Source organism: Sphingobium sp. AS12, assembly GCF_019097845.1.
Taxonomy (GTDB): Bacteria; Pseudomonadota; Alphaproteobacteria; order Sphingomonadales; family Sphingomonadaceae; genus Sphingobium.
The window spans coordinates 22626-38896 of sequence record NZ_JAHRGM010000085.1 but is presented as its reverse complement, the minus strand read 5'-3'; the positions used below and the strand labels follow the sequence as shown (position 1 = coordinate 38896).

General features: G+C 62.9%; 13 protein-coding genes. 9 read left to right on the top strand and 4 right to left on the bottom strand.

Going from position 1 to position 16271, the window contains the following annotated elements; all coding sequences use genetic code 11:
• Positions 1-61: 61 nt before the first annotated feature.
• Entirely contained in the window at positions 62-2770 is a 2709-nt protein-coding gene (locus KRZ98_RS22340) for a ribonuclease E/G (protein ID WP_217675389.1), read from the bottom strand.
• 519 nt (positions 2771-3289) lie between these two features.
• Here KRZ98_RS22340 and KRZ98_RS22335 point away from each other — a divergent pair.
• The 5 genes from KRZ98_RS22335 to KRZ98_RS22315 all read left to right on the top strand — a co-directional run bounded on the left by KRZ98_RS22335 (position 3290) and on the right by KRZ98_RS22315 (position 9915).
• Positions 3290-4570 (top strand): N-acetylmuramoyl-L-alanine amidase, encoded by a 1281-nt coding sequence (locus KRZ98_RS22335; RefSeq protein ID WP_217675388.1) that lies wholly within the window; start codon positions 3290-3292, stop codon positions 4568-4570.
• A 275-nt stretch (positions 4571-4845) separates the two neighbouring features.
• Positions 4846-7380: a penicillin-binding protein 1A gene (locus KRZ98_RS22330; RefSeq protein ID WP_217675387.1), complete on the top strand. Its 2535-nt coding sequence runs from the start codon at positions 4846-4848 to the stop codon at positions 7378-7380.
• A 290-nt stretch (positions 7381-7670) separates the two neighbouring features.
• Entirely contained in the window at positions 7671-8798 is a 1128-nt protein-coding gene (prfB, locus tag KRZ98_RS22325) for a peptide chain release factor 2 (RefSeq protein ID WP_119744800.1), read from the top strand.
• Positions 8798-9532 carry a class I SAM-dependent methyltransferase gene (locus KRZ98_RS22320; protein ID WP_217675386.1) on the top strand — a complete coding sequence of 245 codons (735 nt, stop codon included), beginning with the start codon at positions 8798-8800 and terminating at the stop codon, positions 9530-9532. The genes prfB and KRZ98_RS22320 overlap by 1 nt, the downstream gene beginning before the upstream one ends.
• 74 nt (positions 9533-9606) lie before the next feature.
• Positions 9607-9915, top strand: a complete 309-nt coding sequence (locus tag KRZ98_RS22315; RefSeq protein ID WP_217675385.1) for a PilZ domain-containing protein — start codon at positions 9607-9609, stop codon at positions 9913-9915.
• On the opposite strand, the gene KRZ98_RS22310 is transcribed toward KRZ98_RS22315, so the two are convergent.
• The 3 genes from KRZ98_RS22310 to KRZ98_RS22300 form a co-directional block, all read right to left on the bottom strand.
• Positions 9912-10067: a hypothetical protein gene (locus KRZ98_RS22310; RefSeq protein ID WP_006951571.1), complete on the bottom strand. Its 156-nt coding sequence runs from the start codon at positions 10065-10067 to the stop codon at positions 9912-9914. The genes KRZ98_RS22315 and KRZ98_RS22310 overlap by 4 nt on opposite strands.
• A gap of 15 nt (positions 10068-10082) precedes the next feature.
• Entirely contained in the window at positions 10083-10793 is a 711-nt protein-coding gene (locus tag KRZ98_RS22305) for a hypothetical protein (protein WP_217675384.1), read from the bottom strand.
• 118 nt (positions 10794-10911) lie between these two features.
• On the bottom strand, positions 10912-12135 hold the full coding sequence (locus KRZ98_RS22300; RefSeq protein WP_217675383.1) for a toxic anion resistance protein: 1224 nt from the start codon (positions 12133-12135) through the stop codon (positions 10912-10914).
• A gap of 510 nt (positions 12136-12645) precedes the next feature.
• On the opposite strand from KRZ98_RS22300, the gene KRZ98_RS22295 reads away from it, so the two are divergent.
• From KRZ98_RS22295 to KRZ98_RS22280, 4 genes are all read left to right on the top strand, one after another.
• Entirely contained in the window at positions 12646-13650 is a 1005-nt protein-coding gene (locus KRZ98_RS22295; RefSeq protein ID WP_254798792.1) for a radical SAM/SPASM domain-containing protein, read from the top strand.
• Between the two features lie 18 nt (positions 13651-13668).
• Entirely contained in the window at positions 13669-13890 is a 222-nt protein-coding gene (locus KRZ98_RS22290; RefSeq protein ID WP_217675381.1) for a hypothetical protein, read from the top strand.
• A 159-nt stretch (positions 13891-14049) separates the two neighbouring features.
• The gene (gene typA, locus KRZ98_RS22285; RefSeq protein ID WP_006951577.1) at positions 14050-15870 is read left to right on the top strand and encodes a translational GTPase TypA; all 1821 of its coding nucleotides are present in this window, start codon (positions 14050-14052) and stop codon (positions 15868-15870) included.
• Positions 15871-15981: 111 nt separating this feature from the next.
• A complete protein-coding gene (locus KRZ98_RS22280; protein WP_217675380.1) occupies positions 15982-16149 on the top strand; it encodes a hypothetical protein in 168 nt (55 codons plus the stop codon).
• The last annotated feature ends 122 nt before the right edge of the window (positions 16150-16271 follow it).

The following is a 16271-nucleotide window of genomic DNA, read 5'->3' as shown; positions in this document are numbered from 1 at the left end:
CTGCGCACCGGATATGACCGGACGAGCAGCGGCGTTGTTTCATCAGCGAGCGAGCCGGTCTTTATTGACCGAAGGTACGCTGCCACCAGCCGCGACGCGGCGTGCCATCGTCATTGACGCCTTCGGCTTCGCTTTCCGCTGCCACTGTCTCGGCGGCAGGCGCTTCCTCAGCCGCAGCAGGGGCTTCGACAGCGGGTGCCGCTTCTGCTTCTACCGCGACGTCAGCCTTCTTGCGCCGGGTGCGCTTGGGCTTGGCAGGCGCTTCTTCCGCCACCGGCGCTTCGACGACGGCTTCCGCTGCAGCAGCATCCGCCTCGATCTGCGCCTTGGTGCGACGACCACGGCGGGGCTTGGCGGGTGCTGCCTCGGCCACGACCTCGGCAGGGGCCTCGACTGCGACCTCAACCGGCGCTTCCTCAGCAATCGCTTCGGTCAGCGGCGCGCTGTCCGCCTTGGGCTTGCGGGCGCGGGGACGACGGCGCGTCTTGGGGGCTTCCTCGGCGGGAGCCTCCTCAACAGTGGCGTCCTCGACCACGGGCGCGTCCTCGGTAACCGATTCGGCATCCACGGTTTCCGCACCGGCTTCGGCAGTATTTTCACCACCCTCGCGACGACGACGACCGCCACGGCGACCACGACGGCCACGACGACGGGCGGCGCCCTCTTCCTCGGTCTCGGCGGTGGTTGCAGTGACTTCGTCGTCCTCGGCGGTGCCTTCGTCGGCATCCGCGGCTTCAGCCCCAGTTTCGGCTTCTTCCCCGGCTTCACTCTCGACGCGATTTTCATCTCGCTGGCCGCCACGACGGCGACGACGGCGACGGCGTCGGCGATTGCCATCGCGATCCTCGCCCCGGTCGCCCTGCTCGGCGCGCTCGCCACGCGGCTCACGCTCGGCAACGACCTCTTCCTCGTCCTCGGCCTGCGCCTCTTCTTCTTCCTCTTCCTCCTCGATCAGGTCGAGATCGTCGTCATCCTGATCCATCGGCGCATAGGTCACGACCCGTTCGGGGCGCGGGCCGCTCGGCTCGACCGACATGCGCGCGCCTTCAACCTCGCCATCGGGCAGGACGACGATGCTGACGCCATAGCGCTGCTCGATTTCGTCCAGTTCGCGACGCTTGTTGTTGAGGACGTAGAAGGCCGCTTCCTGGCTTGCGCGCAGCGTGATGACGTTGCCGCGACCACGCGCCGCTTCCTCTTCCAGCATTCGCAGCGCGGACAAGCCAGCCGACGACGCGGTGCGGACCAGACCCGTGCCTTCGCAATGCGGACATTGGCGGGTCGATGCTTCCAGCACGCCCGTGCGCAGGCGCTGGCGGCTCATTTCCATCAGGCCAAAGCCCGAAATCCGGCCGACCTGGATGCGGGCGCGATCGTCCTTCAGCGCGTCCTTCATCGCCTTCTCGACCTTACGGATGTTGGAGTTCACCTCCATGTCGATAAAGTCGATGACGACCAGGCCCGCCATGTCGCGCAGGCGCAACTGGCGTGCAATCTCGCGCGCGGCTTCCAGATTGGTCGCAACCGCCGTCTGTTCGATACCATGTTCACGGGTCGAGCGGCCGGAGTTGATGTCGATCGACACCAGAGCCTCGGTCGGGTTGATGACCAGATAGCCGCCCGATTTCAGCTGCACCACCGGGTTGTACATGGCGGCCAGCTGATCCTCGACGCCCGCGCGCTGGAACAGCGACACCGCGTCGGCATAGCCCTTCACCTTGCGCGCATGGCTGGGCATCAGCAGGCGCATGAAGTCCTTGGCGGCCTTGTAGCCATGCTCGCCCTCGACGATCACTTCCTCGATATCCTTATTGTAGATATCGCGGATCGCCCGCTTGATCAGGTCGCTGTCATTATGGATCAGCGCAGGCGCTGCCGACTTCATCGTATTTTCGCGAATCTCGTCCCACAGCCGGGCGAGATAGTCGAAGTCGCGCTTGATCTCGACCTTGGTGCGTTGCAGGCCGGCGGTACGCACGATGCAGCCCATAGACGAAGGCAGGGCCATGTCGGCGATGATCGACTTCAACCGCTTGCGGTCCGCCGCATTGCTGATCTTGCGCGAAATGCCGCCGCCATGCGACGTGTTGGGCATCAACACGCAGTAACGACCGGCCAGCGACAAATAGCTGGTCAGCGCCGCGCCCTTGTTGCCGCGTTCTTCCTTGACGACCTGGACCAGCAGCACCTGGCGGCGCTTGATGACGTCCTGGATCTTGTAACGACGGCGCAGCGCCATGCGCTTGCGGCGCAGTTCGTCGGCGGCATCATCGCCACCCCGGCCACGGCCACGCCCGCGACCATTGCCGCGTCCGCCATTGCCCTCGGTCTCGCCGCCTTCTGCCGGTTCGCCGCCATCCTGCTCGTCATGGCCATCTTCATCATCATGATGATGGGTCGCCTCGACGGTTTCGACGCTGCCTTCGCCATCGTCCATATCATCATCGTCGAAATCGGCGCGCAGCGCGGCCTCTTCCTCGGCATGGGCGCGTTCTTCGCGCAACAGCGCTTCGCGGTCCTCACGCGGGATCTGATAATAGTCGGGATGGATTTCGCTAAAAGCGAGGAAGCCGTGGCGGTTGCCGCCATAATCGACGAAGGCGGCCTGCAACGAGGGTTCGACCCGCGTTACCTTGGCCAGATAGATATTGCCCTTGAGCTGCTTGTGCTCAGCGGACTCGAAGTCGAATTCCTCGATCCGGTTACCCTTGACGACCGCGACACGGGTTTCTTCCCGGTGGCGCGCATCGATCAGCATACGCATTGTCATGTAATAGTCTCCGGCGTGGACGGGCTGCGGCACAAGGCCGCGCCGCCACGCGATAGTGAAGGGACGACCACGCGCGCGCCGAAAGGGGCGCGGGTTGCGGCGTCATCCAGGTTTGAAGGAAATGTTGCGTGTCTGCTGCGTCGGCAGGGCCGGACAAATCGCCGGGCCGGACCATCCACGCCGCATCGCCCGTTACCGGGGCAAGCGTGGAATGGAATTCATGCCTCATGCAGCGTCAACCTGTTACTGGCATCCTTTGGCGCGCAGAGTGCGCGCCGATGCCTCTCTTGATGCCCCGCATCGCCGCCATGAAACAGGCAAGTCTTGCGGGAATGTGAATGGGTAGCAGTCAAAGACCCACGGGGCAACGGCTGCCTGAAATATTATGCCGCCAGTATTTCCAGCACCGCTCTTATCCCCCTTCTTGCTGAAAATCATATTAACCCTCTCATTTTACGGAGCCACAACAGGCTGTGCTTAATCCCGGGTTTAGCGTGGGGACGCTGAACGGATAAGCGCATGACATTTGGCTGGACGGCCCGCATCGATGCGATGCACAAACGGCGCATGTTGCAGAGCCTTGCCCTTGCAAGCACCCTGACGATGGCAGCGCCCGGCAGCGCTGGCGGCATCTATGCCGTCGACGTGCGCGACGATCGCGTCATCGTGCGTTTCGACGATCGGGTCGATGGCGCGTCCGCCTTCCTGCTCGACACGCCACGCCGGATCGCGCTCGACATTAGCGGCGCGCAGGTGGGGCGCGGTCAGTTTGCCCCCGGCAATGGCGCGATCGCCGCCGTGCGACAGGGCCAGTTGAGCGAAGGCACCGCCCGCGTCGTCCTAGACCTCTCCAGCCCGGCGACGCTGGGCGACGCACAGATCGCGCCCGACGGCAAATCGCTGAGCTTCTCGCTCAAGGGCACCACTGACAGCGCGTTTCGCACCGCAGTGGGCCGGGGTCGCACCAGCTTCGACGCGCCCGCCAATATGAGCGCCCGGCCGCAAAAGCGGCTCCATTCCATCACCGTGCCGATCCCGTCGATGGCGCGTGGCGTCGCGCTGCCGCCCGTCGAAGGCGCGCGTGACGGTGCCCGTCCGCTGATCGTGATCGATGCGGGCCATGGCGGCCATGATCCGGGCGCGATCAACAAGGAAAATGGCAAGCGCGAAAAGGATGTGACGCTCGCCATTGCCCAGGCGATCCGTGACCAGCTGGTCAAGTCCGGCCGCGTCCGCGTGGCGCTGACCCGCGACGATGACAAATATCTCGTGTTGCAGGAACGCTATGGCATCGCCCGCAAGCTGGGGGCCGACCTGTTCATCTCGGTCCATGCCGACGCAGCGGAAAATGCCGAAGCCCATGGCGCGACCGTCTATACCTTGTCCGAAACCGCATCCGACCGCGAAGCGGCACGGCTGGCGGCGCGGGAAAACAAGGCCGACATCATCAATGGCGTGAACCTTGGCGGCCAGTCGGGCGACGTCTCCTCGATCCTCATCGACCTGACCCAGCGCGAATCGATGAATATCTCTGCCAGTTTCGCCCGCCTGCTCCAGCGCGAGGCATCGCCCTATGTCCCGTTCCGCAGCGCCTATCACCGCTTCGCCTCGCTGATGGTGTTGAAAGCACCCGACACGCCCTCGGTCCTCTTCGAGACGGGCTATATCAGCAATGCCGACGACGCCGCCTTCCTCGCCTCGCGCGAAGGCCAGCAGAAAATCGCCCGCGGCGTCGCCCGCGCGATAGAGGTCCATTTCGCCCGCAAGCTGGCGATGCATGGGGGTACGGCGGGGGGCTGATCACGCCAAATCGGCCCCGCCGGGGGCGGGGCTGTCGCGTATGGACACGCCCTATCATAGTTCGTCATGCTGAACTTGTTTCAGCATCCATCGTCCCCCACGAGCCGCCGCTTGGGACGAGCAATGGATGCTGAAATAAATTCAGCATGACGTGGAGAGGGTGCGAAAGGTCATATATAATCCTCTACCTTGCAGGGGAGGGCAGGCGAGGCCGGAGGAGCATCAACGATCCCCACTGGCGCTACAGGCTTTTTGACCTTAGAGCCTGATCCGTCATGGAAGAGGCCCGTTCCAATCCGCCCGCATCGTCCTTCGCCTATCGCCTGCGCCGCGACGCTGGCGGCGTGCTGGACCGTCTGCGCCCGCTCTGGCAGCGCCGCCTGTTTCGCTGGGCGTCCATCCTGCTGGGTGGCTTCCTGCTCTTTTGCGCGCTCTTCTGGCTGATCTTCGCGCGCGGCCTGCCGGACGCGGCGACCTTGCTGGAATATGAGCCGCCGTTGCCCACCATCGTGCGCGATATCAATGGCCAGCCGGTCCACAGCTATGCCCGCGAACGGCGCGTCCAGCTGCAATTTAGCGATTACCCCCCGCAATTGATCCACGCCTATCTGGCGGCGGAGGACAAGACGTTCTTCGACCATCATGGCGTCGATTTCCCCGGTTTTGCAGGGGCCGTGGTCGATTATGCCAGCAAGCTTGGCTCCGGCCAGCGTGCGCGTGGCGGCTCCACCATCACGCAACAGGTCGCCAAGAATCTGCTGATCGGCGATGAATATTCGCCCACGCGCAAGGTGAAGGAGATGATCCTGGCCTGGCGTATGGAAAATGTCCTGACCAAGCAGCAGATCCTCGAACTCTATCTCAACCAGATATTCCTGGGCCGTAACGCCTATGGGGTTCAGGCCGCCGCGCGCGCCTATTTCGATAAGGATGTGGCCGACCTCCAACTCCACGAAATGGCCTATCTGTCGATCCTGCCAAAGGGGCCGGCCAATTATCGCCCCGAAAGCCCGACCGGCCATGCCCGCGCGATCGACCGGCGCAACTGGGCGCTCGGCGAGATGGTCAAGAACAACTGGATCACGCCCGGCCAGCGTGACGCCGCGATGGCGCAGCCGCTTGGGACCGTCGCGATGCACGGCTCCGGCTTTGATGCGCGCGCAGGCGGCTATTATATGGAAGAGGTGCGCCGCCGCCTGATCGCCCTGTTCGGGGAAAAGGCGAGCGATGGTCCCAACAGCATCTATGCCGGTGGCCTGTGGGTGCGCAGCCCCTATGATCCGGTGGTGCAGGAAAGCACGCAAAACGCCCTGCGCGGCGGCCTGCTCAGCTTTGATGCCGGGCGTGGTTGGTCCGGGCCGGTTGGCCATCTCAACATCGACAATGGCTGGGAGCGGGAACTGGCCGCCAGCTATATCGATGTTGATTATGCACAATGGCGCGTCGCCGTGATCATCAGCCGCACATCGACCGACGCGCAGCTTGGCTTTTCTGACGGCAGCACCGGCACGCTCCCCGCCAGCGCCGCGCAGACCCCCTATCGCAAGACCGGCGGCCCTGCCTTTTCCGCGATGAAGCCGGGCGACCTGATCGTCGTCGCGCGCAACGGGGGAAGCTGGGCGCTGCGCTCCATCCCCGAAGTATCGGGCGGCATGGTCGTGGAAGAAGTCCATTCGGGCCGCATCCGTGCGATGCAGGGCGGCTTTGATTCGCGCCTCTCCAGCTACAACCGTGCCACCCAGGCCCTGCGCCAGCCCGGCTCCACCATCAAGCCGTTCGTCTATGCCGCCGCGCTCGACGGCGGCATGACCCCGGCCTCGATCATCGTCGATGGGCCTTTGTGCGTCTATCAGGGCGCGGGCCTGGGTCAGAAATGCTTTCGCAACTTCTCCGGCGGCAGCGCCGGGCCGCAGACGATGCGCTGGGGCGTCGAGCAGTCGCGCAACCTGATGACAGTGCGGGCTGCCAGCCAGACCGGGATGGAGCGGGTCGTCCGCACCATCAAGGGCATGGGGATCGGCGATTATCAGCCCTATCTCTCCTTCGCTCTGGGGGCTGGCGAAACTACGGTCGAACGCATGGTCAACGCCTATGCGACGCTCGCCAATCAGGGTCGGCAATTCCCCTCGCGGGTGATGGATTATGTCCAGGACCGGCGTGGCAAGGTGATCTGGCCCGAACGCTGGCGCGCCTGCGATGGCTGCAACATGGCCAATTGGGATGGCAAGCCGATGCCGCGCTTCGGCTTTGAGGGCAAGCAGGTAATGAACCCGATGACCGCCTATCAGGTCGTCCACATCACCGAAGGCGTGGTCCAGCGCGGCACCGCGACTGTGCTGGCCGATCTCAAGCGTCCGCTGTTCGGCAAGACCGGCACCACCAACGGCCCGACCAATGTGTGGTTCGTCGGCGGATCGCCCGATCTCGTCGCGGGCGTTTATATCGGTTACGATCAGCCGCGCAGCCTTGGCGGCTGGGCGCAGGGCGGCCGCATCGCCGCGCCGATCTGGAAGGCGGCGATGGCCCCCATATTGGAAACCATGCCAAAGACACCCTTCGTCGCCCCTGCGGGCATCCGCATGGTCGCGATCGACCGGCGGTCAGGCAAGCGCGTCTATGGCGCCTGGCCGACCAGCGAACCTAAGGCCGCGGTGATCTGGGAAGCCTTCAAACCCGAATCCGAACCCCGCCGCACCATCCGCAAGGAAGAGGCCGAGGAACAGGCCAAAGTCGCCGCCACCCGCGCCGCCGCCCGAACCAGAGCGCGCACCGACAGCGATTTCCTGTCCGATCAGGGCGGGATTTATTGAGGCTAAACACGCTCATCCCCGGTCGAGGCCGGGCTTTCAGATACGATCACTTGCCCTCCAAAATCGTCATGCTGAACTTGTTTCAGGATCCATTGCGCCCCAAAAGCTGTCGTTCGAAACGAGAAATGGATGCTGAAACAAGTTCAGCATGACGAAGTTAAGGTGGGCAGCATTCCATCTGTGATAGCCCTGCCCTGTCAGGGGAGGATTGATCTTCCCAAATCCGCCGCCCTCGGATAGGGGCGGTCGCTTGATGCGTTAACACGCCAGCCAATACCCGGAGACCACCCATGCGCGCCGAAGCGCTGCAATATATTGATCGCATCGACGCCGCGCTGGCGCTGCTGCGCCAGTCGCTCGACTGGGACCGCGCGCTGCGCCGCCTCGACGAGCTGAACGCGCGCGTCGAGGACCCCACGCTGTGGGACAATGCAAAGCTGGCGCAGGAGGTCATGCGGGAGCGGACCCGGCTGGACAGCGCGATCGGCGCGACCCGTGCGATCGCCTCAGAAAAGTCCGACACCGCCGAACTCATCGAAATGGCCGAGGCCGAGGGCGACGAGGAGATGGTGTCCGAAGCCATTGCCGCCCTGAAGGCACTGGCCGACCGCGCGGACGAGGACAAGATCAAGGCGTTGCTGTCGGGCGAGGCCGATGGCAGCGATACCTATCTGGAAATCCACGCCGGGGCTGGCGGCACGGAAAGTCAGGACTGGGCCGAAATCCTCAGCCGCATGTATCGCCGCTGGGCCGAACGGCGCGGCTATAAGGTCGAACTGGTCGATTATCAGGCAGGCGATCAGGCAGGCATCAAGTCCGCCACCTTCCTGATCAAGGGCGAAAATGCCTATGGCTATGCCAAGACCGAAAGCGGCGTCCATCGCCTGGTCCGCATCAGCCCCTATGACAGCGCGGCGCGCCGTCATACCAGCTTCTCGTCGGTCTGGGTCTATCCCGTAATCGACGATGACATCGATATCGAGGTCAAGGAAAGCGACCTCAAGATCGACACCTACCGCGCATCGGGCGCGGGCGGGCAGCATGTCAACACGACTGATTCGGCCGTCCGCATCACCCACGTTCCGTCGGGCATCATCGTCGCTTCACAGAATGACCGGTCGCAGCATAAGAACCGCGCCACCGCGATGAACATGCTCAAGGCCCGGCTCTACGAAGCGGAACTGGCCAAGCGCGAAGCCGTGACCGCAGGCGAATATGCGGCCAAGACGGAGATTGGCTGGGGTCACCAGATCCGTTCCTATGTGCTGCAACCCTATCAGTTGGTGAAAGATCTGCGCACCGGCGTCACCTCGACTGCGCCCGACGATGTGCTGGACGGCGCACTCGATCCGTTCATGGCCGCTGCCTTGAGCCAGAAGGTCACCGGCGAAAGCGTCGATGTCGAGGATGTCGACTGATGCCATGGCGGGTGGCTCTGGCGGGCGTCCTTGCCTTGCTGGCCGCCTGCGATCGCCTGTCGCCTGGTAACGAAGCGGAGCGCGCGCCCGCCGCTGTGCCTTTCCCGCTCGCGCACCGTCCGGTCGCCCCGATCGTATCGACCCGCTGGTCGAGCGAGGAGGCGCGCGACCGGGTGAATGAGGCGGAGGATATCATGGACCGCGCCGGCATCCATCCTGGCATGACCGTGGCGGACATTGGCGCGGGTGAGGGCTATTATACCGTGCGCCTCGCCACCCGCGTCGGCAAAAGCGGGCGAGTATTGGCCGAGGATATCATGCCCGAAGTGATCGAGGCCTTGTCGCGTCGCATCACGCGCGAAAAACTGGACAATGTCAGCGTCAAGCTGGGTGCGCCGGAAGATCCGCGCCTACCGGTCAACAGCTTCGACCGCATATTAATGGTCCATATGTATCATGAGATTGCCGAGCCATACGCTTTCCTCTGGCATCTCAGCCCCGCGTTGAAAAAGGATGGCGAACTGATCGTGGTCGATGCCAACCGTCCGACGCAGCAGCATGGCACGCCGCCGCGCCTGCTCGCCTGCGAACTGGCGGCGATGGGCTTCCGGCTGGAAGAGGTCATCCCCAAGCCGACCGCAGGCGGCTATCTCGCCCGCTTCCGCCGTATCGCTGCACGGCCAGACCCGGCCAGCATCATCCCCTGCACCTTCCGCAGCGAAAATCAGGGTTAACACCACCCTGATCCTTTCTGGTGATTGGCTGTTGTTCGCTGTTGCAATATGAAGATGTCGGGGAGATTCCAATCATGACCGACCATGCTTCGCTCGCCCCGCTTGGGCCTAAACCGCGCATCGCCGCACGTCACAAGATGTTCGAGCCGGTGGTGCTGCGCCTGCGCGGTACGCCGCTGCGCGCGCATATATTGGACCTGTCGACAACGGGCGCGCTCGCCCATTGCGATCATCCTCCGCAAGCGGGTGATCGCGTCAGGATAGAGGCGGAAGGGATTGTGGCCATGGCCCATGTCGTGTGGGTCCGGGCCAAACGCTTTGGCCTGCATTTCGACATAGCCCTGTCCGACGCCATGGTGCAGCAGGTCGTGCGCGGGGATTAACCCTTGCGCCGCCAGCGCCGGAACAACGATACGCCCAGCACCCCGCCGCCGACCACCGCCGCGATCGCCCCGCCAGCAGACGCTAGCGCCCATGCGCCCGCCGCCAGCAGCCCGGTCAAAAAATCGACGATGATGAGGGTGAGGTGGATCATCTGGGAAGGACGGGGCTATTGCCCCAATTCCTTCGCCTCCTGATATTTCAGTTCCAGAAAGCGGTTCTGCGTCGCCAGCTTGTCCAGATCGCCACTGGCCAGATTCTCGCTCATCCGCCCGATTTCCGCGTCGATGACGGCCAGCCCCTCGACCAGCTGCTTTTCCGGCACCCGGCCATTGCGTTCCTCGCGCCGCAACGGCTGCGGGATCGATTGATAGCCGGTCACCAGTTCGGGTAGATGGTCGGCCAGCAGGCGGCGCACCTCCAGCGCGGCGGGGTCCTGCGGTCCCAGCCGCTCCAGCTGCGGCGCCAATATCTCCAGCCTCACGCCGATGCTGTCCACCAGCGTCACCGCCGGGGCAGGCAGCGCCTTGCGCTGATTCTCCAGCCAGATTTCGGTCTGGAGCGGCAGGGCGGTAAGCGGCGTTTCCGCCAGCGCCTCGGTCCGCACGCGGGTTTCCGTCGGCAACAGGCCGATCAGCAGCAAAGCCGCGATCATCACGCCCAGCGCGATCATGATGCCGGTCGTCCCAAGCGGCACGACAAAGCCCGCAACTGCGCTGCCCAATATCACCGCCAGCACAGCCCAGAAGGCATATTTGACCTTGCGGATCAGCCCCGCATTACGCCGCTGCCGCGCCCGCGCGGTCAGGCTCTGCCCGCGCTCGCTATGACGCCGCAGCACCGCCTCGGCATCGGCCAGCACGCGATCGGAACGGCTCACAACGACCACCTCATCATATGTTCGCCCACATCCGTTCGGTTCGAGCGTGTCGAGAACCCTGACGCAACAGTTTTCGACCAGCGCGAACCGAACGGGGGAGGGGGCGTCATACGCATCCTCACCCTTCGATCGCGCTCAACAAGGGATTGTCCGCGCGCGCCTCTTTCGACGCCTGCGCCTGCCCTTCGGCCCGCGCGATATAGCCCTTGGACTTTTCGACCTCGTTCGACAGCGTGGTCACCGTGGTTTTCATATTCTCCAGCGCTTTCAACTTGAAGCTGTCGATATTGTCCATCGTGTCGTAGATGTTCTGGAACGCGCGCTGCAACGTCTCGATCGGGATCGTGCTCGACGCGGCCTGCTCGTGAATCTGCGCGGTCTGGCTTTTCAGCAATTCGCCGGTTGAATCGATCATGTTTGCGGTCGTGGTGTTGAGCGCGGTGATCTGCTCCAGCACCAGCCTTTGCCCGACCAGCGCCTGCGCCACCGTCACCGCCGTGCGCAGCGCCGCGACCGTGGTGGTGGACGCGCGGTCCACGCCCTTGACCAGCTCGACATTATTCTTCTTCACCAGATCGAGCGCGAGATAGCCCTGCACCGTGACCGCCATCTGGGTCAGCAAATCCTGCGTGCGCTGGCGAATGTAGAACAGCGCGCTCTCGCGGATCGCCTTCGCCTTGGTCGGGTCGGTCGAATCCAGCTCCAGCGCCTTGGCCTCCAGCCGCGCGTCCATGGTCTTGCTGATATGGATCATCTGTTCGAGGCGACCCATCGTCGCCCACATATTCTGCCGCTCGACATCGATCGCGGCATTATCCTTGATCAGCGTGTCCTTGCCGCTGGCCAGCGATCCCAGGATGGAATTGATGTGGCTCTGCGCGCTCTTATAGCCGTCGAAATAGTCGCGCATCTTGTTGCCGAACGGGATGATCCCGAACAGTTTTTTGCGGCTGGTCAGGCTGCCGCGCTTGCCGGGGTCCAGATCCTCGACCGTGCGGCGCAGTTCGGCCAGGTCCGCGCCGACCTTGCTGTCGCTGTCCATCGCGCGCACGGGCCGGTCGAGAAAGCGGTTGGAGTGGCCCGCTGCCTCCGCAATTTCCTTGCGCCCCATATTGGTCAGCTGATCGACCCGTGCGCCAAATGCCGGCGAATTGGCGTCCTGCGCCACCAGATCGTCGATGAACGCATCGACCTTCTCGTCCAGCTTGGACTTTTTGCCCTCGTCGATCGGCACCAGCCCGGCGGCCCTCTCGGCGCTGACGACCGGCACCGGGTCGGGTGGGGTCAGGCTGAACGGATCGCCGGAGGATGTTGCGGTCGTGGTGGGCGCGGTGCTGGCCATGCTATCTCCTTGCGGCTGTTATATGCGACTATAACACTGCATCTTCAATGCGGAACAGGCCAGAAATATGGCGCGGGCCTGCGCCCGATGCAAATGGATCGGGACATCGGGACGGAAAAGCCAGGTCAGCGCTCCTTTGGTGCTTTGTCGCTCACGGCGATGGCTGGACGCATTCGCCGCAGGAAAAAATCCTGCACGGCTATGATCGGTTAACGCGCTGATTTGGCACCATCTTGGCGATCAAAACGTCACATTGCTGACAATATTCGTTCAGTTAATTATAGTTAATGCAAATACAGTTATCATTAAAATTGATGGCGTAGGGCCATACTGCTAATATTCGAGTCGCCGACATACTGGCGGTGGTCGCTCCATAAAAAATACAAAATCGTCATGACAGACTGATCTTCGCGTATATTCGTCGGGGAGGATGGGATTTTGTCAGAATATGAAGATTTGAGAGAATGGTCCGCCATTCTTGAGAAGGATGTTCTTGTCCTCAACACAACGATGACATGCCCTTTGTCATGCGATTTCTGTTGTTATGGCTGTCATCCCGGTCGTAGCGAACGGATGCCGATCGACAAGGCGTTAAGCCTGATCGATCAGGCCGCGGCCATCGAGCATTTTTCATCGGTCGGCTTCACCGGCGGCGAACCTATGATGCATCGCGACGATTTCCTGGCGATGATCGACCGTTGCGCGCTGCACGGCCTGCCCTTCACGGTGGCGAGTTCGGGCTATTGGGGCGAAAGCGGGGAGGAAGCACGGGACTTGGCGGCGCGCATGGCGGCGTGCGGCCTGCGCCGGATGAACATCAGTTGCGACCCGTCCCACGCCGAATTCGTCACGCCGGACGCGGTGACGCGGGCCGCCCATGCCTGCGCGGCACACGACATTCCGGTTTACATCGTCGGCACCTTTGATACGCCCGGTGGCACGTTGCGCGAATTCGTACCGGAATTGGTCGATGTCCCCAACGTCCATCTGATCGACAAGATCGTGGCCAAGACCGGCCGGGCAACCAAATGGGATGTCGATTATGCCGCGCTGACGGGGCCGAAGGTCAAAACTTGTTACCGGCGCGTCCATCATGACATTGTCATATTCTGGGATGGCAAGACCTATCCCTGCTGCTCGACCTTCAACCGGGCGACGCCGGGCCTGGTCATGGGCAATGCATTTACCGAGCCATTGGCGCTGATCCGCGCGCGAATCGAGGCGTCGCTTTTGCTGCGCGTGATCAAGCGGGAGGGATTTCCGCAATTTTACGACATCATCGAACGGCTCGATCCGGTGCTCCATGCCGACATGCCGAAGTTCGAGGATTATCCCGGTGCGTGCAGCACATGCCATGCGGTGCTTCGCAAACCGCACATCGCCGCCCGCGTGCAGGCCGTGTTCGAAACCTACCGCACGCAGGAAATCATCAAAACAATGGACCGGGTCGAAGGGGTTTTGGGGAAGGAACGCGCTGCAGCCTTCTTCGGAAACATGCTCGAACACTGCAGCTGAACAGAGAGGAATATGGATATGGGTACGGCAAGAGCTACTCTGACGACCAAGTTGCAAGCCAGTCCTGCGGCGCGCGTGCGCTTCATGAACAGCTTTCTGGGTTTGCTCAAGGACCAGGGCGTCGACATTGACGATGCCGCTGCGATCAAGGATCTGGGCCTGCATCTTGATCTGACGGACGGCAAGGCGTGGTTCGACGGCAGCGTTGCGTCGACGAACATCATTACCATCAATCATTGATCCGGCGCGGGAGCGGGACGGCCGCCCGCTCCCCGCATCGCTTCCCCCAACACCAAACCCCCAAGCCTTGCCGCGGCGCATCAATTCCTGTAGGGGCGCGCCCGAAGCCTCTGTGTGACCTCGCGTCGGCCAGGGGAGCCCATATCCCAAAGGCAAGACATGTCCCTGCGTAATATCGCGATCATCGCGCACGTCGATCACGGCAAAACCACCCTCGTCGATCAGCTTTTCCGCCAGTCCGGCACCTTCCGCGACAATCAGCGCGTCGAAGAGCGCGCGATGGACAGCAACGATCTCGAAAAAGAGCGCGGCATCACCATCCTGGCCAAGCCGACCTCGGTCGAGTGGGAAGGCACCCGCATCAACATCGTCGATACGCCCGGTCACGCCGACTTTGGTGGCGAAGTCGAACGCATCCTCTCCATGGTCGACGGCGTCGTCCTGCTGGTCGATTCGTCGGAAGGCGCGATGCCGCAGACCAAGTTCGTGACCGGCAAGGCGCTGGCGCTGGGCCTGCGTCCGATCGTCGTCGTCAACAAGGTCGATCGCCCCGACGAGCGTATTCAGGAAGTGCTGGACGAAGTGTTCGACCTGTTCGTGTCGCTCGATGCGACCGATGAACAGCTCGACTTCCCCGTCCTCTATGCGTCGGGCCGCAATGGCTACGCCAATGAAGATCCCACGCTGCGTTCGGGCACGCTCAAGCCCCTGTTCCAGAAGATCGTCGATCACGTGCCTGCGCCCGCCGTGGAAGTCGACGGCGTGCCCTTCACCTTCCTGGTGACGCTGCTTGACCGTGACAATTTCCTCGGCCGCATCCTCACCGGTCGCGTGACCAGCGGTTCGGTGAAGGTCAACCAGGCGATCCACGCGCTCGACATGGATGGCAAGGTCATCGAAACCGGCCGCGCGTCCAAGATCATGGCGTTCCATGGCCTTGATCGCGTGCCTGTCGATGAAGCCAAGGCTGGCGACATCATCTCGCTGGCTGGTCTGGCGGTCGCGACCGTCGCCAACACCATCTGCGACACGTCGGTCACCGTGCCGATCCAGGCCCAGCCGATCGATCCGCCAACCCTCTCGATGCGCTTTGCCGTGAATGATTCGCCAATGGCCGGCCGTGAAGGCACCAAGGTGACGAGCCGCATGATCCGCGATCGCCTCGCCCGCGAAGCCGAATCGAACGTCGCCGTCAAAGTGACCGAGAGCGCCGACAAGGACAGCTTCGAAGTCGCCGGTCGCGGCGAACTTCAGTTGGGCGTCCTCATCGAAACCATGCGCCGCGAAGGTTTTGAACTCTCGATCAGCCGCCCGCGCGTGCTGTTCGGCGAAGATGAAGATGGCGGCAAGACCGAGCCCTATGAAACCGTCATGATCGACGTCGATGACGAATTTTCCGGCACGGTTGTCGAGAAGATGAACCTGCGCAAGGCGGAAATGACCGACATGCGCCCGTCGGGCGGCGGCAAGACCCGCATCACCTTCTCCGCTCCGTCGCGCGGCCTGATCGGCTATCATGGCGAATTCCTGTCCGACACGCGCGGCACCGGCATCATGAACCGCCTGTTCGAGAAATATGGCCCCCACAAGGGCAAGATCGAAGGCCGCAAGAATGGCGTCCTGATCTCCAACGGCGCGGGCGAAGCCAATGCCTATGCGCTGGGTCCGCTCGAAGAACGCGGCATCCTGATGGTCGGCGTGGGCGAAGCGCTCTATGAAGGCATGATCATCGGCGAAAATGCCAAGCCCGACGATCTGGAAGTCAACCCGATGAAGTCCAAGGCGCTGACCAACTTCCGCGCCAGCGGCAAGGACGACGCCGTCCGCCTGACCCCGCCGTGGAAGCTGACGCTGGAACAGGCCATCGCCTATATCGATGACGATGAACTGGTCGAAGTCACGCCCAAGACGATTCGCCTGCGCAAGCGCTATCTCGACCCGAACGAGCGCAAGCGCATGAGCCGCTCGAAAGCGGCCTAAAATAATTCCTCCCCAGGCTTGCCTGGGGAGGGGGACCGCCGACGTAGCCGGTGGTGGAGGGGCAGGGGCGTCACAACGCTCCCGCCCTTTTCCCATTCCAAGGACAGACCCATGGCCGACCTCTATCTCAAAGCCCTGACTTCCGAGCGTCGCGCGCTGTGGGCCGAATGTCGCCTCAAGGGGCTGGCCAAGGGCACGGTCCAGCGCCAGCGCATCGTCGAGATCGACGCCCTGCTGGCAGCGCACAAGGCAAAACAGGACGGCAAGCCCACTGCCTGACCTTCGCGACCGCTACCTACGTAACTAAGTTGCATATCAACATCCTGTCGTGTCACTTTAGGACGCAACGCAAACCGAATCGCAACCTTGACGGTGTGATATGCGTTAGCTGGGCCTTTTGA